This window comes from Alloprevotella tannerae ATCC 51259 (genome assembly GCF_000159995.1).
GTDB lineage: Bacteria > Bacteroidota > Bacteroidia > Bacteroidales > Bacteroidaceae > Alloprevotella > Alloprevotella tannerae.
The window spans coordinates 1,002,679-1,022,627 of record NZ_GG700642.1 but is presented as its reverse complement, the minus strand read 5'-3'; the positions used below and the strand labels follow the sequence as shown (position 1 = coordinate 1,022,627).

Here is a 19,949-nt window from a genome sequence, read left to right as displayed (position 1 = left end):
GTTGTTGTTAGCCTCACGGCTATTTGTTTTTAATAAATACCTATATAATTGTATGGCGTAATTGTTGTCAATTCTTTCTTAACAGAGTCAGGCACATCAAGGCTGTCAATAAAACGTGCGATTCTATCTTGATTGACGGCCTCGTTTGTGCGTGTTAGTTCCTTTAAAGCTTCGTAAGGGTGGGGGTAGCCTTCGCGGCGCAGAATTGTCTGAATGGCTTCAGCTACAACTGCCCAGCAATTATCTAAATCGCCACGTATGCTTTCTTCGTGTAGGACCAACTTAGAGAGGCCTTTGAGTGTACTCTTAAAGGCTATAAGACTATGTCCGAGTGGTACGCCTATATTGCGGATCACCGTGGAGTCGGTAAGGTCGCGCTGTAGTCTGCTAATTGGAAGCTTTCTACTCAAAAATTCCAATATAGCATTGGCGATGCCCAAGTTTCCTTCTGAATTTTCAAAATCTATCGGGTTAACTTTGTGCGGCATCGCACTGGATCCCACTTCCCCGGTCTTAATCTTTTGCTTGAAATAGCCCAAAGAAATATACTGCCAAATGTCTCTATCCAAGTCAATGATAATTGTTTGAATTCTTTTAAGCGCATCAAAAATGCCGGCAAGGTTGTCATAATTGGAGATCTGTGTGGTGTATTGTTCTCTGCGTATGCCTAGGTGCTGCTCCAAAAAGTTGTTGGCAAAGCTGGGCCAATCTATTGTTGGGTAAGCTATGTGATGCGCATTAAAGTTACCTGTTGCACCTCCAAATTTTCCGGAAATATCTTCGATGGCAAAATTGCAGACCGACTCGCGTTGCTGTTCAAGGCGATAGCTAAAGACTTTAAATTCTTTACCTAAGGTTGTCGGACTTGCCGGCTGCCCGTGCGTGCGTGCAAGCATCGGAATATCTTTCCATTCTTCTGCAAACTCGTTTAGCTTGTCAATCAATTCATCTAGCAGCGGTACATAAACATCCTTCAAAGCCTCTTTCAGCATCATCGGGAATGATGTATTGTTAATATCTTGGCTCGTGAGGCCAAAATGGATAAACTCTTTGTAAGCTTCCATATTGCCTATACGATCCAATTGCTCTTTGATGAAATACTCAATGGCTTTTACATCATGGTTGGTGATGCTTTCGATCTCTTTGATACGTTTGGCATCTTCCTCGGTAAAGTCTTCATACAATCCGCGAAGCGTAGGGAAGAGTTCGCGATTGAAATCCTCGAGTTGAGGAAGCGGTAATTCGCACAGCGAAATAAAGTATTCTATCTCTACACGCACTCGATATTTCATCAAGGCAAACTCTGAGAGATAAGCTGAAAGATTCGCTGTCTTTTGATGGTATCGCCCATCTATGGGGGACACGGCTGTTAAGGTTGTTAACTCCATTTATTATGCTGTTCAGCAGTGATGCTTTATATGAATTCTGATTTAATGAGCGACAAAGATAGTTATTCTTTTGGTAAAAGAGTCGTATCTAAGGAAAGGATCTTGAATTTATCTTATTTCTATGCGCCATAAATAGTAGTAGCGCCATCATTGGGCCTCGTCTTCGCTGTTCTGTGGTTCTTCTAATAATGGTAAACAAGATTAGTTATAATCTTGTTTACCATCTAAATGCGAGTAGCCTTTCTATCCTTTATAGGATAGAGATTTTGCGTACGGTTTTTCCTACTTTTATAATGTAGCAGCCTCGGTTTAATTCAAGGCGTATTGTCTTATCGTTGGAATCAATGCGATAATCTGCCACTTTCACTCCCGTGATGTTGTAGATTTCAACACTCATACCTGAGCCATTTTGTACTCGCAGATTGGCTCCGTTTAGCGTTATTCGCACTTCCTCAAAGTCATTCACCTCTTGTGGACTTTCATAAACCACTGTAGCTGCAGCATTAACTGCAGGCATCATTACGAGGAACAAAGCTAATAGTAATAAGCGCGTATATTTTCTCATTGTATTTCTGTTTTCTGCAAAAATAGAAACTAATCGTGAAAGTCGCAAATTTATTGTGTGTAATTTCTGTTTTTTTCGTCGAAGCTTTGTTTTTGCAAAAAAAATCAAAGAATGAGTTGAAGATGATGATGGCTGGATGGGGGTTAAAGCGGTAAAAATAAGGCATTATAAAGTTGGGTGATCATTTGTTTTCGGGCAAGATTTGGATTCTATTTCCCTGAAAAAATAGTTTAGGAAGATGAGCTTAAAACTCTCTAAAATAGTATGCTATCTGTTTAAATATGAAATGCCGAATCGCATACCTATTCTTTGAAGTCCTTTGGCTTGATTTATTTTCGTTCCTTCGTGAGGGTATGATTCTCCCCTCACGAGAGTACAGTCGTCCCATCACGATAGTACAAAGCTACGCTCACGAAAGAAATTTGGCGAAATGCGATGGGTGAATGCTGAGTTGAGGTCTTATCTCCATAATGTCGTTGCATCAGAAATTCAAAATCTATTAGAAGCGAGCATTGTCGAGTTCTTTTGTACAATGTATGGGAAAGGGTGACAAACGTATGCTCTTCAAAATGCCTTAAGTTGTCCGTTGCATAATAGTATTATAAACAGAGAGGGTAAGGCGGGATATAGGTGAGCGCTATCTCTATATTCAGTAGAGAATAAAAGTAGAATATGACGCTGTAGCGTTAGGCGTAACCTATATATGGAGAGGGTGGAAATATTTGCAACTAAGTTGCATAAACTTTTCCGTAATTTTGCAACAAAATCAATAGTTATGTGCGAAACTTGTAGTTGTCATCATCACCATCATACTTGTGGAGAGCAAGGAGGGCATGGACATAGCGGTCTGCTTTTCCCTTTATTGTCGGCTGCTTTACTGATTGTTGGTCTGGTCTTAGACCATTTTTTGCTTATTCCTTCCGGTCTTCGTCTTATATATTATGGCGTGTCCTTTTTGCCGGTAGGGCTGCCAATTCTGAAAGAGGCTTGGCATGAGATTTTAGAAAAGGAAATATTCAACGAGTTTCTGCTTATGATTATTGCCACTGTAGGAGCCTTTTACATTGGTGAATATCCTGAAGCTGTCGGCGTGATGTTGTTTTATGCTATTGGCGAGTGGTTTCAAGAGCGTGCGGCAGATAAAGCTAGAAATAGTATAAAATCTTTAGTTGATTTGCGGCCGGATATGGTGACGCTTGTTCGTGAGGATGAAATTTCTAGAATTACGCCGCAGGAAGTAGAAGTTGGGGCTGTTATTGAAGTGGTTTCCGGTGAGCGTATTTCATTAGACGGTACTCTAATTAACGACGTCGCCACTTTTGATACTGCCGCGCTGACTGGTGAAAGTGAGCCACGTACTATTAATAAAGGAGAAGAAGTGTTGGCCGGGATGATTCCTAATGGAACGACGGTGAGGTTAAATGTGCTTCGGCCTGTTCAGGAGAGTGCTTTGGAGCGAATTTTGAAATTGGTGAACGAAGCCAATAGCAGAAAGGCACCGGCTGAACGCTTTATTCGTCGTTTTGCCAAGATTTATACACCCATCGTTATTCTATTAGCATTTTTCGTGGCGCTACTGCCTCCTTTGTTGTTGAATAATGCAGCGTTTGAGGATTACTTGTATCGTGCTTGTATTTTCTTAGTGATATCTTGTCCTTGTGCGCTTGTGGTAAGTATCCCGCTAAGCTATTATGCTGGTATCGGTGCTTCGTCAAAGCGAGGCATACTCTTTAAGGGGGGGAATTATTTGGATGCTATTACGAAGATAAAAGCAGTGATTTTCGATAAAACGGGTACACTTACTATTGGAAAATTTGAAGTAGATAAGGTAACTATAGAAGATGAGGCCGTCTTGGCAATAGTTGGCGGAATGGAAGCAAAATCAACGCATCCGATAGCGCGTGCCATTACTAATTATTTACAAGAACGATTGACGTTTACTCCAATGGCGGCCATTGAAGAATCAGCCGGGTTGGGCTTGCGTGCTGATGTAGATGGGCATATTTATAAGGTTGGCAACGCCCGTTTTGTTGATGTGCCGGTAGGGGAGGTGAGTGAAGATTTTACGCAGGTTTTTGTGGCTGTAGATGATGTTTATTTGGGTTACATTGCATTAGCTGATAAACCAAAAGAAGATGCAAAAAGTGGCATTCAAGCCTTGCGCAGATTGGGTATCAAAACGATTGGAATCTTATCCGGAGATAAAGAGAGTATTGTCGTCCGTTTAGGAAAAGCTTTACAGGCTGATGTATGTGCCGGCGCTTTGTTGCCGGAGGGAAAGGCCGATTATATGACCCGATTTAAGAAGACGACCGACAGCCAGACAGTCTTTGTTGGCGATGGTATTAATGATGCTCCGGTCTTGGCTTTAAGTGATCTCGGTATAGCAATGGGTGGCAGTGGTAGTGACGCAGCTATTGAGACGGCAGACGTCGTTATTCGTTCTGATAAGCCCTCAAAAGTTGCAGAAGCAATTCAATTGGGGCGCCAAACGAGGCGTTTGGCTATATTGAATATAATGTTGGCATTAGGGGCAAAGTTGATCGTTCTGATACTCGGGGCTTTCGGGTATGTTACGCTTTGGCTGGCCGTTTTTGCTGATACCGGCGTGGCTTTGCTTTGTATTGCAAATGTCGTCTGGGCGCAATATCGTATGTGTAGGCCGATTCATCAGGATAAAAAGTAGGGTCTGTCGTTGTTTGTTTTGAGTAATAGTTGCGCCTGTTTGTGCTCACATTGAAAGGTTTGTATTACAAAACATCTCGAAATACATAAAATGTAAGCAGATTTCAGTCGTTGTTGACGGATAGTTTCTTTTCCTTTTGTATCTTTGTGCACAGTTGAAATTACTATAAAACTTACACTTACAATTATGTACATCGAGAAAATTCATGCAAGAGAAATCCTCGACTCAAGAGGAAATCCTACCGTAGAAGTTGAAGTAACTACCGAATGCGGCGTTATTGGTCGCGCTTCTGTTCCATCAGGAGCTTCTACCGGTGAGAACGAAGCGCTCGAATTGCGCGATGGTGACAAGCAACGCTATGGCGGCAAGGGCGTACAGAAGGCTGTAGCCAATGTCAACGAAAAGATAGCACCGGCTTTGGTCGGTATGTCTGTTCTCGAACAGCGCGCCATTGACAATAAGATGATTGCGCTCGACGGTACGAAGACAAAGTCGAACTTGGGAGCTAACGCTATCCTTGGCGTTTCTCTCGCAGTGGCACATACTGCAGCTAATTATCTCAATATTCCTCTTTATCGCTACATCGGCGGTACGAATACTTACGTACTTCCAGTTCCGATGATGAATATTATCAATGGTGGTGCTCATAGCGATGCTCCTATTGCTTTCCAAGAGTTTATGATTCGCCCCGTAGGTGCACCTTCTGAGAAAGAAGCTATTCGTATGGGCGCAGAAGTATTCCACGCTCTTCAGAAGTTGCTAAAGAAACGAGGACTTAGTACAGCTGTTGGTGATGAAGGTGGTTTCGCTCCTAAGCTCAATGGTATTGAGGATGCTTTAGATAGCATTATTCAGGCTATCAAAGATGCAGGTTACGAACCTGGTAAAGACGTTAAGATTGCAATGGACTGCGCAGCTAGTGAGTTTGCTTTCGTAGAAAACGGTAAATATTTCTATGACTACAAACAATTGAAGAGTGGCATGCCGAAGGATCCTAATGGCAAGAAGCTTTCTGACGATGAGCAAATCGCTTATTTGAAAGAGCTCGTTGAGAAATATCCGATCGATTCTATTGAAGACGGTCTTGATGAAAACGACTGGGAAGGCTGGGTTAAATTGACCAAAGCTATTGGCGATAAAGTACAGCTCGTAGGCGATGACTTGTTTGTTACCAACGTGCGCTTCTTGGAGAAAGGTATCACAATGGGAGCCGGCAATGCAATTTTGATTAAGGTAAACCAAATTGGGTCGCTTTCTGAGACGCTTGATGCGATTGAAATGGCACATCGTCATGGATATAACACGGTTACATCTCATCGCTCAGGCGAAACAGAGGACACTACCATTTCAGACATCGCTGTTGCAACAAATTCAGGACAGATTAAGACTGGTAGCTTGAGCCGTACAGATCGCATGGCGAAGTACAATCAGCTTATCCGCATCGAGGAGGAACTCGGAGAGCAGGCTGTGTATGGCTACAAGAGAATCAGATAACTATATTTGATTTAAATATCACACTAAAGAGCAAGGCGGAAGAGGTCTTTCAATAGATACTTTTGCCTTGCTCTTTTTCTTTTCAAACCTATAGTTCTCTTTGTATTTCGCTTTTAACCTATTTGATTGTATGTATATTCACGCCTCTTTAGCATATAGAGCTTAAGTCCAATCCTATGAAAAGAGCTACTTGACCGTGCGCACAGCCTTATTATTTATTGAGTGAACGGGAAACTTACCCTTATTATTATACTGTTGTTTGTAGGATTCAAAAGCTCAGCTGATCGAGGCAAACCATGAAGTATGACGTGAGGAATATTGCAGATGCGTCCATAAGGCCTTTATAATGTAATATTGCTGTCCGATAAAAGTTTTTTGATTGATATGCCGTTCTTTTGGAGAGGGCAAAAAGTAAAGGGCTGATTTCGTTTTGTAAAGTCAGCCCTTAATGGTTAATTTGTATTCGACAAAAAAACATTTAACCATGGGTAAAAGTACACATTTTAGCGGACAGCCGCTCTATTCTCAGATCATAAAATTGTTGAACAAGTCCGAAATCCTCCGCATAAGCAGCGAACAGGGCGCAGAACGCTATGTCAAGAGCTTTGACGCTTGGACTCATCTGCTTGTGATGCTTTATGCCGTCATCATGCGTTTCGACTCTCTACGTGAAATCACCGCGTCCCTTCAGGCCGAGGCCTGTAAGCTGCGCCATCTCGGCATCTTCATGATGACTTCAAGGAGCACTTTGGCGGATGGAAACAAAAGGCGTTCGGAGGCGGTCTTTGAGGCCGTTTATAGGGATTTATACGCCAAGCATCGTCATCTTCTTTCTTCGGACAGCCGGCTGTGCACAAGAAAAAATGAACCGAAATGGATGAAACGGCTGAAGATAATCGACTCCACAACGATTACCCTCTTCTCCAACCTGCTCTTCAAAGGCGTGGGCAGACATCCCAAAACAGGTAAAAAGAAAGGGGGTATCAAAGTGCACAGTATAATCCAAGCCAACGAGGGAGTTCCATCGGACATCCGCTTCACTTCCACAGCCACCAATGACTCTTTTATGCTCTTGCCGGCCACGTTGAACAGGGGGGATATCATTGCCATGGATCGTGCCTACATTGACTATGCGAAGTTTCAGCAAATGACGGAGCGCGGCGTCGTCTATGTCACGAAGATGAAGAAAAACCTGCAATACACGATAGAGGAGGACGTCATGTGTCAAACGCCGGAAGGGGTGATGCAGGTTCGTGTACAACGGGTTACTTTCCGAAAGAAACTCAAGGGCGGTTCCAGCATTGTCCATCACGCACGCATCGTCACTTATGTCGATGTTCAGAAGCGCAAACTCATCTCCCTCCTGACTAACGACATGACCTCGGACCCGCTCGAAATCATGGATATCTACCACAAAAGATGGGCCATAGAGTTGTTGTTCAAGCAGATAAAGCAGAACTTTCCACTCAAATACTTCTATGGAGAGAGTGCCAATGCCATCAAGATACAGATTTGGGTAACGTTGATCGCCAACCTGCTGCTCATGATAATGCGGAGGAGGCTCATACGCTCTTGGAGCTTTTCGGGGTTGGCCACAATGGTCAGGATAACACTGATGTACTATGTGGATTTCTACAGCCTCTTTAATCATCCCGAAAAAGATTGGGAAGCATGCCTGAAAGAAGCGGCCGAAAGCCCTCAAATGCCTTCGCTTTTTGATTAGGGGGGCTTGGAATGCCAAAAAGAGAACCTCAACCGCATTGTTTCAGCGATTGAGGCGGTCTTTCCTACTCTTTTTGACGTTTATCGGACAGCAATAATTTTATATATCCTCTGTTAGCAAATACCTTTCCATAGAGTACCTTTGCAAATACAGTCCATACTCAACTATCCTTGTCATCTACGTTTGCCCATGTAAGACTGAATGTCAACACTTCTCCGGAATCATTGCAAAGTAGATGCAGCTTGAATCCATGGCACCAGCCCATAGTACCCTTGCCGTTCCTGGCAAGACCGGCAAAGACCTTGTTGAAATACCGTCGCACATTGTAACATACAGGAACCATCGTGCTGTCAAGGAATGTTATACCCGTATACTTTCCGAAGGCATGGATCTTCATGAACAACATCATCTTGAAGAACACACTGTGTGTAAGTTCTACAAAATGGTTATAGGAGACGGCAGCAGGGAATTCATGCTTGAGCTACCCATGGATACAGTTCTGATAATACTCCTTGAAATTACGATATGTATTGAAGTGATAGCACACAAGGATCGACATGATTTCACTTTCTGAAAGCCTTCCCTTACGATTTCTGCAACGTTTTCCATTGCCATTATACCATTATAGGAAGGTGACATTGGTTTTTACTCAGAGTCTAATCTTTAGCAATATTCTTTTTTTCGAAAAAATGATAGTACTTTTCGTCAAAAAACTTTTGAGGAGTTCCAATAAAGACATAGAAACTCTTAGGTTATTCTGTTTGCACAAGTAAACAGAAAGATTTCGATTTTCTCTATCTTATTCAGGACTCGTCCAAGTGAGAACAAAAGAAGGAAAATCTTGATAATAAATAGGTACTGCGTTATTTATACTTGTAATGTGGGCTTCAAGCTGAGCATCATATTGAGCTAAAAAGATATCATTCTTGAGAGAAAGTCCAGGTATATCTAAGTATTTATAACAACTTTCTTTTGCACTCCACAGCCTTACGGCTATTTTATCTGCTTCTATAGAATGAAGTAAGGAGGCTTCGTCAGGCGACAAGAACTTCTGCTGTAATCGTAAGGCACGCGAACCCCAAACTTCAATATCAACTCCAAATGGACCTTGTGCCAAAGCCAATAATACATATTGGCGAGTGTGACTAATACTAATATGTTGAGTTGAACCTATAAGAAAAGGACGTCCGGATACTGTATACGAAATCTTCACATCATCTCCTAAGGCCTCTTTTAGCAATAAACGTGTAGCTAACCATTCCTTCTGACGTGTGATGTTACTTGAAAAGTCTTTGAGTCCCTTTCTCATATAGTCGGGATGCGCAAAAAGTGCCAACAAATCCTCTACCGTCTCTGTAATCTCCCAAAAAAAGAAGTCTATCACCCCTTCAAAAAGGGGGCTGGTTGGAATCAATATTCGCGGCATCTATAGAAGATTCAGTTGTATTTCGCCGAGTGGTTTTTGGCGTGAGTAGCTCTAACTTCTCTGCCCATATCTCTGTAACGTAACGTGTAACTCCTTTTTTATCTGTATAGTTGCGTGTTCGAAGTTCGCCTTCTATATAGATTTTGTCTCCTTTATGGACATACTTTTCTACAATCTCAGCCATTCGTCGCCAGAGCAAAATACGATGCCATTCCGTGCGTTCCGGAATCTGTGTCCCACTTGACAAAGTATAACCAGGCGTTGACGTAGCCAAAGATAAACTCGCTGTACAAATCCCATTGTTGACATAGTGTATATCAGGCTCACGCCCCACATTACCTATGAGCATTACTTTATTGAGAGACATAGACTCTTTTAGCTAAGATATGAGTTGGAGCATAAGCAATTTATCAGCGAATACGATTGGCTGCACGCACCAACTCTTCATCCTTCTTAATGGCACGTGCTGCAAGCCATAAAAAAATAAAGATCACAGAAGGTAATACAGTGCCTAACGTAAACGCAAAGTGCGATGTAGTGTTGGATTGAAAATTATAACATTGAAGAGCATAGGTCAGACAATAAGTAACTTCAAATGTTATAGCCCACCTCGTCAATTTAAGCTGCAACATTCTGTGTTTAAAAAGGAAAATACTGCAGAATGAACATATAGCAACAAGCACAGTACACAACGCAATAATCCACAAATAACTAATTGTACCACCTATCGGAGCTACATTTATACTATCTATCCCTAAAGAGGACAAAGAAAAATAGCCTTGCCCACTCACATTAAATCTCGCCAAAGGAATAAACAACAATAATGTAGCAATAATTCCTGCTAAAAGCAGGTAAACACTCTGAAGGCGCTGTATCATTATTCAAAATCTATCTTGTCTTTCTCTTTCGTTGGATTACGATAATAGACTTTATCATGTAAGAAATCGTCAATCGCAATTAAAGTTGGCTTAGGCAATTTCTCATAATAGCGAGAAATTTCTATTTGTTCACGATTCTCAAATGTTTCTTCTAAATTATCATTAGCAGAAGCAAACTCTTTCAACTTCCTATTCAGATCTTCTTTCATTTGAGTTGAAATCTGATTTGCCCGCTTAGACATAATCACAACACTCTCATAGACATTGCCTGTACCTTTGCCAAAATCTATAACGTTATGCGTAGTTGTGTTGAGAGGGGCTTTGCTTTTCTTATATTCCATATGCTTTATTTTATTGAATCGTTCACTTCCGGTTTATAGAAGGACTTCGGGATTTTATTGATCATATCCTTTGCCTCCTTCATATATTTGGATTCCGGAAATTCACTTTGAAATCCATAATATTCGTCTACTGCGTCATTGTAGCGCTCTGTCTGCTTTTCGGGCACACTATGCTTTGCATATTCATACTTTGCCTTTAATATGAGATAGGCAAAATCTTCGCGTCGCTTTGTATAAGGAAAATCCTTAATCGCATTCTCCGATGTAACTATACAAGCTTGATAATTCCCGTTACCTCCATTTAAGAAATAATCCCCCAAGTCGTAATACAATTTGGCAGAAAGATATTCCTTTTCCACCAATTTATCCTGCAATTCAAAGATTCTATCTTGTGCTTGCGAACGAAATATACTCGTCGGAAACGTTTCTATAAAGTTTTGAAATTCAGTAACAGCTTCATACGTGGCTGATTGATCTAATTTCGGCTCAGGTGTAGATAAATAGAGCGCCATCCCCGTATAGTAGCGAGCTGCTTCTGTATACAAACCTTTTGGATAAGACTGATAATAACGTCTTAAATAAGTAGCCGCCGCATCATAATTGCGTGCATTCAAATTCGCCATACCCAAAAGGAAAAGAGACTCTTCACCGGCTTCAGTGCCTTTGAATACAGAAATAACTTGTTGTAAGGTCTGCGCAGAACGATTATAGTATCCTTGTGCAAAATACTGCTTTGCAGCTTCATACTTATAAGTATAATCAGGCGTTTTATCCACTTTGTCATAATCGCCGCACGAGGCAAAAAGAAAACACCCCAAAGCCGCTATAGTTAGAATAAAGTTGCGCATATTTCTATTTTTACAATTTGGGGGCAAATTTAAGCAAGTTCCCTGATTTGGGCAAATTTTTAAAGTGCATTTCAAACTTGTATGCGGATTGTAACACCTTCCTCACAATAAGTATAGATCACTATAATCACCAGAAAAATGAAGGCCGGAACCTCTTTTTTTTGATTCCGGCCTTTTCTATTATTTCGCCTTTTACAAAGACAGCAAAAGGATAAAGGACACTTAAGCGATAAGTAAAGCGCAAGCTGGGAAAACCTTAAGCAAATGAGTTATCACCACAAAAAGTGCAACACCTCACTTGAGTACTATCACCTATTGCTTCCTTTCTTTCATCAAATCTCTAATCTCTGCAAGCAATTTTTCTTCATTTGAAGGTTCTGGAGCAACAGAAGCTTCATCCTCCTTTGACTTGGAAAGGCGCATCATCATTTTAACCATCAAGAATACGCAGAACGTTATGATGATAAAATTCAATAAGGTCTGGAGAAAGTTACCATAATTAATCGTTGCCGGAGACATTACTTGCCCCGCAACTTCCGTAGCTGGTAAAGTCACCTTTAATTCCGAGAAATTAGCGCCGCCTATCAACCATCCGATAGGGGGCATTATAAGATCTTCGACAATCGATGTCACAATCTTGCCAAAGGCACCACCTATAATAACGCCGACAGCCATATCTACAGCATTGCCTTTAACTGCAAAGGCTTTGAACTCCTGTAAAAACTTAGAATTTCGCATAACTAAAAAGATATTTTTCTTTCTTACAATGCAAAAATAAAAACTATTTTGTACTTTTGCGGTGCATAGAAGGAAAAATCCTAGTGATGAGATTAATTCTTCAGCATAGAGTAAAAATAATGAGATAATTAAACTCACATAAATCCCAAAGATTATGATTAAGATTGGTATTAATGGATTTGGTCGTATCGGCCGTTTCGTATTCCGCTCTACCTTGAGCGATGCTAATAAGAACGATGTTGTAGTCGTAGGTATTAACGACTTGTTGCCGGTCGATTATATGGCATATATGCTTCGTTACGATACGATGCATGGACGTTTTGAAGGTCAAATTGAAGCTGACGTAGAAAATAATATCCTTATTGTCAATGGCAATAAAATCCGTATCACCGCAGAAATGGATCCCGCAAACTTAAAGTGGAATGAAGTTGGAGCTGAATACATCGTAGAATCTACGGGCCGCTTCTTAACACCGGAGTTGGCACAAAAACATATTGAAGCCGGCGCTAAATATGTTGTACTTTCCGCTCCTTCTAAACAAGGCGCAGACGGCACACAAGCTGATATGTTTGTATGCGGCGTTAATACAGACAAGTATGCAGGTCAAAAGATTGTTTCTAATGCTTCTTGTACAACCAACTGCTTGGCTCCTATTGCTAAAGTGCTCAACGACAATTTTGGCATCGAAAATGGCTTGATGACTACAGTACACGCTACAACTGCTACTCAGCGTACAGTTGATGGTCCTTCAATCAAGGATTGGCGCGGCGGTCGAGCTGCTGCTGGTAACATCATTCCATCTTCTACCGGTGCTGCTAAGGCTGTAGGCAAGGTTATCCCTGAACTCAATGGCAAACTGACAGGTATTTCAATGCGTGTCCCGACGCTTGATGTTTCTGTAGTAGACTTAACGGTTAACTTGAAGAAAGGTGCAACGAAAGAACAAATCTGCGCTGCAATGAAGAAGGCTTCAGAAAACGAATTGAAAGGTATTCTTGGATATACTGAAGATGCTGTTGTTTCATCTGACTTCCTCGGCTGCACGTTGACTTCTATCTTCGACGCTAACGCCGGTGTATACCTCACGGATAACTTCGTAAAGGTTGTTTCTTGGTATGACAATGAGATTGGCTACTCTAACAAGGTTGTAGATCTCATCAAGATTATGAAAAAGCATAACGGCTAATTTTTCTCAAGTAGACAAACAATAAAACTGCCTCAGGTTATATCAGCCTGAGGCAGTTTTTATAACTTTGCGCCTACAATGAACAATTACGATCTAATCACCATTTTAGGCCCTACAGCCTGCGGAAAAACGAGTTTCGCTACGAATCTCGCCTACCATTTAGATGCAGAAATTATTAGTGCCGACAGCAGGCAAGTCTACCGACGTATGGATATAGGAACAGGCAAAGATTTGTCAGAATATACAGTTCAAGGCAAGCAGATTCCTTATCACCTCATTGATATTGTAGAGCCAGGCTACAAATACAATGTTTACGAATATCAGCGTGACTTCCTCACGGCTTATGAAGCCATTCGTTCGAGAGGAAAGCGCGTGATCGTATGCGGAGGAACGGGACTTTATCTGGAAAGTGTTCTTCGCGGCTATCGCTTAAGCACTGTTCCTCAAAATCCGACTTTACGAAAGACATTGGCAAGCAAATCTTTGGAAGAATTAACTACCCTACTTAAAAGCTATAAAGCCTTACACAATACGACAGACGTAGATACGGCACAAAGCGCTGTACGTGCCATCGAAATAGAAGAACATTATCGCCAACATCCTGAAACAGAACGTCCCTTCCCAACCCTGTCTTGTTTGACTTTAGGCCTATCTATAGAGCGCGAAGTGCGTCGTGAGCGCATAACCAAGCGCTTAAAGCAACGCCTATCCGTAGGAATGATTGAGGAAGTCCAAGCGCTTTTGGCAAGTGGGATTTCCCCTGAAGATTTAATTTACTATGGTCTGGAATACAAGTATGTGACCCAACACTTGCAGGGGAAACTTTCCAAAGAAGAACTATTCCACTTTTTAGAAATAGCCATCCATCAATTTGCTAAGCGACAGATGACTTGGTTTCGCGGAATGGAACGGCGCGGCATAATGATTCATTGGTTACCCGCCCCGGATCATTTCCTGACAGCAGCAGAAACCGAGCAACTTCTCAATCAGTATAAATAAAGATATGCACATGACACGCTGGGGTATTATTTATTGTACTAAAGAAAAGAATCACTCACAACACACAAGCATTGGATGAAAATCAACAATTATCTTACGTAGAAAGGCGTACAGTTTGATTATGTCTGCAGCGAAGGCTCAGGATCTGTAGAACGTTTAGCTGCAATGATGATCGACAACGGCTATCAGACCATTCATTATTGTTGGAAGAGATGCTGCGCTCAACGATGGGATCAATGGTATTATGCACACTAACGCACCTAGGCATTATCCCGAATGGTTTTAGTAACGAATTCGCTCACTATTTTGATTTTGAAGAATCAGACTATTGACGCGCTCATCCAGCAGTCAGTATTGATGCCACGTTTACCCCAACTCGCCGGGTGGACAGTATGTCTCAAGAGGCTTACTACACGATGTCGGGTCTGCGCCCCGATGGCACTCGAGAGGTCCTTTGCATAGTGAATTACCCAACAGAAGGAGCGTTGAATTGGGAGCTGGAATTGAACGCCCTCAAAGAGCGAGGTGTAGAGCAGATCAACTTGATTATTTCCGATGCTTTGCAAGGCATTGAACGCACCGTTTGTTCGGCATTCTCCCAAGCAGCTCATCAATTCTGCGTGGTTCGCTTCAAGCGTCACGTTCTAAATCAAGTAACAAAGAAGGATAAAGATCTTCTGAAGCAGGAACTAGACAATTATTCCCGATTCAAGAAAAGGGCCTCACACCACTCAAAGCTTTTGAAGATTTATGTACATTTGCTTAGCGTTGGGGTAAGCATTATAGGAGTTCATACTCCCTCTCTGCTCCACGTAACACCGCCTATTCCACCTATCTAAGGTTTTCTGAGAGTGTTCAGCGTATGATTTAACTTATTCGACCAACCGGGTGGAACGTCTTAACAGAAGCTATAAGCGAACATTACGCCTATGAAGGATTCTACATTCAGCAGAAGCTGTCATTTTTCTCTTGGGTTCTCTCGCAAAAGAGATGACCGAAACAACCTATGCCGGAAGGTTACCATATTTTCAAGATTGGAGTATCAAATAAATGAATAATAACAGCAACAACACAAAACCGTTTTCTCTCTGTGGCATTCCTCAGGGAGAATACAAGAGCAAATCAAGATTACACACTTTTTCGGACATTACCATCACGAGAAAAAGGTTGTACCATCGTGAGGGTACGTTCGTATCATCGTGAGAGTACACATCTACTCTCACGATGGTATTTCAAAAAAGAAGAGCGTTAGTTATTTTTTATAGTAGTCTTATAGCGTTTCTGCCAAAGAAAGAACCATATCAATGTAATTGCAAATGTTATCCCTCCGATAATATATGATGTCGTTAAGCTGAGGTTGAGCATTGTGTTGGAATAACAAATAAAAGTTGTGCAAACAATAGTCATAAAGAGCGCCGGAATTAGTGCCAGCACATAAGGTTTCTGTTCTCGAGCCAGATAGACTGTTGCCGTCCAAAGAGTGAAGACTGCGAGAGTCTGATTAGACCATCCGAAATAACGCCAAATGATATTGAAACCGTCTTTGTCAGCAATGTTAAACCAAAGTAGAAAGCTGGCCGCTACGAAAAGCGGTGCAGCCACAAACAGACGATTAATAATGGGTCGTTGGCTAAACTTGAAAAAATCAGCTATGATGAGGCGAGCGCTACGGAATGCTGTATCGCCGCTTGTGATTGGTGCAGCAACAACGCCGAGAATAGCTAGAATACCACCTATGAAACCTAACCAACCTTTGCTTACGGCAGTAACAACTTCAGGCGCTTGAGCCGCCGTTGTACTACCAACAGTTGCAGCACCACCATCATAGAAGAAATAGCTAGAGACTGTTGCCCAAACCAATGCGACGATACCTTCTGTTATCATTGCTCCATAGAATACGGCTCGTCCGCTCTTTTCCGACTTTATACAGCGCGCCATGAGTGGGCTTTGTGTAGCGTGGAATCCGCTTACGGCTCCGCAAGCAATAGTGATAAAGAGGCAGGGGAAGATTGCAGAACCGTCAAGGTTGGGAGTTGAAGACATATTCCAAACTTCAGGTAGAGTAGGCCATTTTATAAGTAGATATCCTCCCAAGGCGACTGCCATAAAAAGTAGCGCGAAAGCAAAGATAGGGTAGATTTTTCCAATGATTTTATCAATAGGAAGCATCGTTGCCAATATATAATAAGCGAAGATAATAGCTATCCATATCATAATGTGGAACGTCTTAGCATCAACGTTTGGCGCAGTCATACCACCCAAGATGAGAGCTGGAGAATAGACGAAAACCGTACCTACCATCAGTAGCACAATAATGCTGAATACGAGTAGAATTTTTTTGGCAGGAATACCTAAATAGATGCCGACGAGTTCCGGAAAAGATGCTCCTTTATGTCGCATCGAGAGCATACCACAAAAATAGTCGTGGACAGCACCTGCAAAAATGCAACCGAAAACAATCCATAGATAGGCTGCAGGGCCAAACTTTGCACCCATAATGGCTCCGAAGATAGGGCCAGTTCCGGCAATGTTGAGAAATTGAATCATAAAGACTTTCCAAGATGGTAGAACGATATAGTCGACACCATCAGCTTGGGCAACGGCCGGCGTTGGTCTGTCGTCGGGAGCAATAATTCGCTCTACGATGCGCCCATAGATTAAGTAGCCAAAAACTAAAGCAGCGAGACTGATAACGAAACTTATCATATATGAGTATTTTTACTATCTACCGCAAATTTACTAAAAGAATCTTCATCTCAATTGAGCATTGTAGAGATAATGTCTATTTTTGCAGAAGATCAAAGTATTTTTACAATGAAGCAGTATAGAAGTATCCTTGCTTTTTTAAGCCTAGGAATAATCACAGCAATGAATGCTTGCACAGTGATGAGTGTAAATAAAATTGCTATATGTGATATTATGGTTGATACGATTAAGGTTGTAAAAGATTCTGTCGGACTTGATTCGGGGTTATGCCACGCCGAGGTCGTGTCGTACACTCTCAAAAATGCAGGAAAGGCCCTGACCAATAGTGTTAATGAATGGACAAGTGAGGTTCTTGGTAATTCTTATACCGGAGACTATTCAGACTCGAAAAAAATGATAACTTATTATGTTAATGAGACGCTGAGGAGCCTTCAGGAGATAGTGGCAGAAGATACAGAAGGAGGATTGTCATTATTTCGGAATTTTTATATATCTAAGATGAGTGAAGGAAAATCCTATTTGACAATGTCCTTCTCTTGTGATGAGTTTATCGGCGGTTGTCATGGATTATTAACCCAGAGTGGCGTTACGTTTCGAAAATCGGATGGTCGGCGTATTGGTTGGGATGTGTTTTTTACGTATCGGGACGGTTTTGAGGAGTTGATGACGGATAGTTTAAAAGCCTACTTTGGTGTGGATACTGACGAAGAATTACGTAATCAGCTTTTAAAGGATAATGAGTATCCACTCGTTCCGCTGCCGAGATGTGGACCTCTTTTTACGACTAAAGGTGTATTGTTTCAGTATCAATCTTACGAGATTACTTGTTATGCGAATGGGATGCCTTATTTCATTCTTCCTTATGAGCAACTTAAACCTTATATGACAGAGACAGCTAGACGCTTGGTGTTTGGCCATTCTGCTCAATCAAAAAACTTTAATTAATAGACTTCATATAGGAATATCAAAACATAAAAAGGTTGTACAAATATAATTTGCACAACCTTTTGTGGACGCTGACGGATTCGAACCGCCGACCCTCTGCTTGTAAGGCAGACGCTCTAAACCAGCTGAGCTAAGCGTCCTTTGTACTGATCTCTTCTTTTCGTTTTGTGGACGCTGACGGATTCGAACCGCCGACCCTCTGCTTGTAAGGCAGACGCTCTAAACCAGCTGAGCTAAGCGTCCTTTGTACTGAAAAGCGGTGCAAAGATACGGTGTTTCCTTATACTCTCCAAACTTTTCAGGAGAAAATTTCAATTTTTCTTTTCAATACAATTTATTGTAAGCTCTTTGACGGGGATATAACTTCATTCCTTTGGAATGTAAACTATCATTGAAATTCATTTAAGCTAGAAATCTTTCTAACTGTCTTCAATCATAGTTCGTCTCTTTGTGACAAAAAAAAGAAGCGATCTATAAATGCATAAGAGGAAACACCAACTTAAGCATCTTTGGCTTTGAAGGTTGTTGAGCTTTGCTCCGATTCATTGCAGAGCTTCTGAAAAACATTCCATAAAGGGAATGATGGGTACGGAGCTTCTGCAAATATAATCTTATGAGATACAGGATGTTCAAATCTTATACTTCTAGCGTGCAGACATATACTTCCATCTGCATTGCTACGGGGTGCTCCATATTTTAGATCTCCTTTGATTGGGCATCCTATTGCCGCCAATTGGCAGCGAATTTGGTGATGTCTTCCTGTTTGTAGCTGTACGTTGATTAGCCAGTAGCGATCACTTTTCGCTTCTACCTTATAGTCAAGAATCGCTTTCTTAGCATTCTTTTGTGGGGCTTTGTGAGCATAAGCTTTATTCTGTTTTTCATTACGCGTTAGCCAATGTACTAATGTTCCGGATGCTATTTGGGGTTCATGAATTACTATTGCTTGATAGGTCTTCTCTATTTCTCCTTTGCGAAACATTTCATTTAAGCGCGCCAAAGCCTTACTCGTGCGAGCAAAAATAGAAACTCCACTAACCGGTCTGTCTAAACGATGAGGAATACCGAGAAATACAGCTCCGGGTTTGTTATATTTCTCTTTTAAATAAGCCTTGATCTCATCTGCAACAGTTCTATCGCCGGTTTTGTCACCTTGAATGATCTCCCCCGCTTGTTTGTTGACAATGATAATATGATTGTCTTCGTATAAAATTTCCATAAAAAAAGCCCTCTCCATTCTTTGTAAAAGAAGGAGAGAGCAAAATTTATTTTTGAGTTTACATATTCATACCACCGTCCACTTGGATTACCTGTCCACTCACGTATGACGATAAATCACTTGCCAAGTAAATAGCCGTATTGGCAATATCATCAGGTTGTCCTCCACGGCGCAGAGGAATGCGTACAATCCAATCTTTGCGAACGTCTTCCGGGAGTTGTTCTGTCATAGCTGTCTCAATAAAGCCTGGCGCGATAGCATTGGCGCGCACACCGCGACTACCTAATTCTTGTGCGATGCTTTTAGCTAAAGCAATCATACCGGCTTTTGAGGCGGCGTAGTTGCATTGTCCGGCATTGCCATGTACACCTACAACAGAGGCCATATTAATGATAGAGCCTTTACGTTGGCGCATCATAATTGGTGCTACGGCATGTGAAAAGTTGAATGCAGACTTCAAGTTTACTGTCAGCACAGCATCCCATTGCGCTTCCGTCATACGTATTAAGAGGCCATCTTTCGTAATGCCTGCATTATTTACCAATATATCTATGCTACCAAAGTCTTTATGTATTTGTTCTACCAGCGCTTGTGTTTCCTCAAAGTTCGCAGCATTGCCGGCATAAGCCATACATTTAACTCCTTTTGCTTCTACTTCTTTGCGTGTAGCCTCGCCGTGCTCATCAATCACAAGGTCTGTGAAAGCGATGTTAGCTCCTTCTTCTGCGAAGCGAATTGCGATAGCTTTTCCGATGCCACGTGCAGCGCCCGTGATCAAAGCTGTTTTTCCAGTTAAAAGTCCCATTT

At 41.7% G+C, this 19,949-nt stretch carries 17 protein-coding genes, 2 tRNA genes and 2 pseudogenes; 7 read left to right on the top strand and 14 right to left on the bottom strand.

Annotated features, from left to right (window positions below; translation table 11 throughout):
• Nucleotides 1-29: 29 nt before the first annotated feature.
• The gene (purB, locus tag GCWU000325_RS04275) at nt 30-1,388 is read right to left on the bottom strand and encodes an adenylosuccinate lyase (protein ID WP_006254938.1); all 1,359 of its coding nucleotides are present in this window, start codon (nt 1,386-1,388) and stop codon (nt 30-32) included.
• Nucleotides 1,389-1,638: 250 nt separating this feature from the next.
• Entirely contained in the window at nt 1,639-1,953 is a 315-nt protein-coding gene (locus GCWU000325_RS04270) for a T9SS type A sorting domain-containing protein (RefSeq protein WP_006254937.1), read from the bottom strand.
• A 775-nt stretch (nt 1,954-2,728) separates the two neighbouring features.
• Between GCWU000325_RS04270 and GCWU000325_RS04265 the strand changes: the two genes are divergently transcribed.
• The 3 genes from GCWU000325_RS04265 to GCWU000325_RS04255 all read left to right on the top strand — a co-directional run bounded on the left by GCWU000325_RS04265 (nt 2,729) and on the right by GCWU000325_RS04255 (nt 7,856).
• Entirely contained in the window at nt 2,729-4,639 is a 1,911-nt protein-coding gene (locus GCWU000325_RS04265; RefSeq protein WP_407636331.1) for a heavy metal translocating P-type ATPase, read from the top strand.
• Nucleotides 4,640-4,825: 186 nt separating this feature from the next.
• Nucleotides 4,826-6,133, top strand: coding sequence for a phosphopyruvate hydratase (gene eno, locus GCWU000325_RS04260; RefSeq protein WP_006254933.1), 1,308 nt, complete (start codon nt 4,826-4,828; stop codon nt 6,131-6,133).
• Between the two features lie 484 nt (nt 6,134-6,617).
• Nucleotides 6,618-7,856 (top strand): IS4 family transposase, encoded by a 1,239-nt coding sequence (locus GCWU000325_RS04255; RefSeq protein WP_040598907.1) that lies wholly within the window; start codon nt 6,618-6,620, stop codon nt 7,854-7,856.
• 97 nt (nt 7,857-7,953) lie between these two features.
• On the opposite strand, the pseudogene GCWU000325_RS11370 reads toward GCWU000325_RS04255, so the two are convergent.
• The 7 genes and pseudogenes from GCWU000325_RS11370 to mscL all read right to left on the bottom strand — a co-directional run.
• Nucleotides 7,954-8,472, bottom strand: a pseudogene (locus GCWU000325_RS11370) (transposase); the annotation flags it as partial.
• 183 nt (nt 8,473-8,655) lie between these two features.
• Nucleotides 8,656-9,270: a 4'-phosphopantetheinyl transferase family protein gene (locus GCWU000325_RS10955; RefSeq protein WP_169303816.1), complete on the bottom strand. Its 615-nt coding sequence runs from the start codon at nt 9,268-9,270 to the stop codon at nt 8,656-8,658.
• On the bottom strand, nt 9,245-9,649 hold the full coding sequence (locus tag GCWU000325_RS04240; RefSeq protein ID WP_006254928.1) for a single-stranded DNA-binding protein: 405 nt from the start codon (nt 9,647-9,649) through the stop codon (nt 9,245-9,247). Before GCWU000325_RS04240 ends, GCWU000325_RS10955 begins: the two co-directional genes overlap by 26 nt.
• Nucleotides 9,650-9,692: 43 nt before the next feature.
• Nucleotides 9,693-10,160: a DUF4293 domain-containing protein gene (locus GCWU000325_RS11365; protein WP_006254927.1), complete on the bottom strand. Its 468-nt coding sequence runs from the start codon at nt 10,158-10,160 to the stop codon at nt 9,693-9,695.
• Nucleotides 10,160-10,501: a DNA-directed RNA polymerase subunit omega gene (locus GCWU000325_RS04235; protein WP_006254926.1), complete on the bottom strand. Its 342-nt coding sequence runs from the start codon at nt 10,499-10,501 to the stop codon at nt 10,160-10,162. The genes GCWU000325_RS11365 and GCWU000325_RS04235 overlap by 1 nt, the downstream gene beginning before the upstream one ends.
• 5 nt (nt 10,502-10,506) lie before the next feature.
• Complete coding sequence (locus GCWU000325_RS04230; RefSeq protein ID WP_006254925.1) at nt 10,507-11,349, bottom strand: outer membrane protein assembly factor BamD; 843 nt, start codon at nt 11,347-11,349, stop codon at nt 10,507-10,509.
• Between the two features lie 312 nt (nt 11,350-11,661).
• Entirely contained in the window at nt 11,662-12,087 is a 426-nt protein-coding gene (mscL, locus tag GCWU000325_RS04220; RefSeq protein ID WP_006254924.1) for a large-conductance mechanosensitive channel protein MscL, read from the bottom strand.
• 154 nt (nt 12,088-12,241) lie between these two features.
• Here mscL and gap point away from each other — a divergent pair, with 154 nt between their 5' ends.
• The 3 genes and pseudogenes from gap to GCWU000325_RS12655 all read left to right on the top strand — a co-directional run.
• On the top strand, nt 12,242-13,273 hold the full coding sequence (gap, locus tag GCWU000325_RS04215) for a type I glyceraldehyde-3-phosphate dehydrogenase (RefSeq protein WP_006254923.1): 1,032 nt from the start codon (nt 12,242-12,244) through the stop codon (nt 13,271-13,273).
• A gap of 78 nt (nt 13,274-13,351) precedes the next feature.
• Nucleotides 13,352-14,272 carry a tRNA (adenosine(37)-N6)-dimethylallyltransferase MiaA gene (gene miaA, locus GCWU000325_RS04210; RefSeq protein WP_006254922.1) on the top strand — a complete coding sequence of 307 codons (921 nt, stop codon included), beginning with the start codon at nt 13,352-13,354 and terminating at the stop codon, nt 14,270-14,272.
• Between the two features lie 344 nt (nt 14,273-14,616).
• Nucleotides 14,617-15,322 (top strand): annotated as a pseudogene (locus tag GCWU000325_RS12655) (transposase); the annotation flags it as partial.
• A gap of 198 nt (nt 15,323-15,520) precedes the next feature.
• Here GCWU000325_RS12655 and GCWU000325_RS04200 read toward each other — a convergent pair.
• The gene (locus GCWU000325_RS04200; RefSeq protein WP_006254919.1) at nt 15,521-16,978 is read right to left on the bottom strand and encodes a carbon starvation CstA family protein; all 1,458 of its coding nucleotides are present in this window, start codon (nt 16,976-16,978) and stop codon (nt 15,521-15,523) included.
• Between the two features lie 108 nt (nt 16,979-17,086).
• Here GCWU000325_RS04200 and GCWU000325_RS04195 point away from each other — a divergent pair, with 108 nt between their 5' ends.
• Nucleotides 17,087-17,923, top strand: a complete 837-nt coding sequence (locus GCWU000325_RS04195; protein WP_169303815.1) for an RsiV family protein — start codon at nt 17,087-17,089, stop codon at nt 17,921-17,923.
• Between the two features lie 65 nt (nt 17,924-17,988).
• Here GCWU000325_RS04195 and GCWU000325_RS04190 read toward each other — a convergent pair.
• The 4 genes from GCWU000325_RS04190 to fabG all read right to left on the bottom strand — a co-directional run bounded on the left by GCWU000325_RS04190 (nt 17,989) and on the right by fabG (nt 19,947).
• A tRNA-Val gene (locus tag GCWU000325_RS04190) sits at nt 17,989-18,063 on the bottom strand.
• Between the two features lie 28 nt (nt 18,064-18,091).
• Nucleotides 18,092-18,166: transfer RNA gene (locus GCWU000325_RS04185), tRNA-Val, on the bottom strand.
• Nucleotides 18,167-18,422: 256 nt separating this feature from the next.
• Entirely contained in the window at nt 18,423-19,142 is a 720-nt protein-coding gene (locus GCWU000325_RS04180; RefSeq protein WP_050756619.1) for an RluA family pseudouridine synthase, read from the bottom strand.
• Nucleotides 19,143-19,200: 58 nt separating this feature from the next.
• Nucleotides 19,201-19,947: a 3-oxoacyl-[acyl-carrier-protein] reductase gene (fabG, locus tag GCWU000325_RS04175; protein WP_006254915.1), complete on the bottom strand. Its 747-nt coding sequence runs from the start codon at nt 19,945-19,947 to the stop codon at nt 19,201-19,203.
• Between the last annotated feature and the right edge of the window lie 2 nt (nt 19,948-19,949).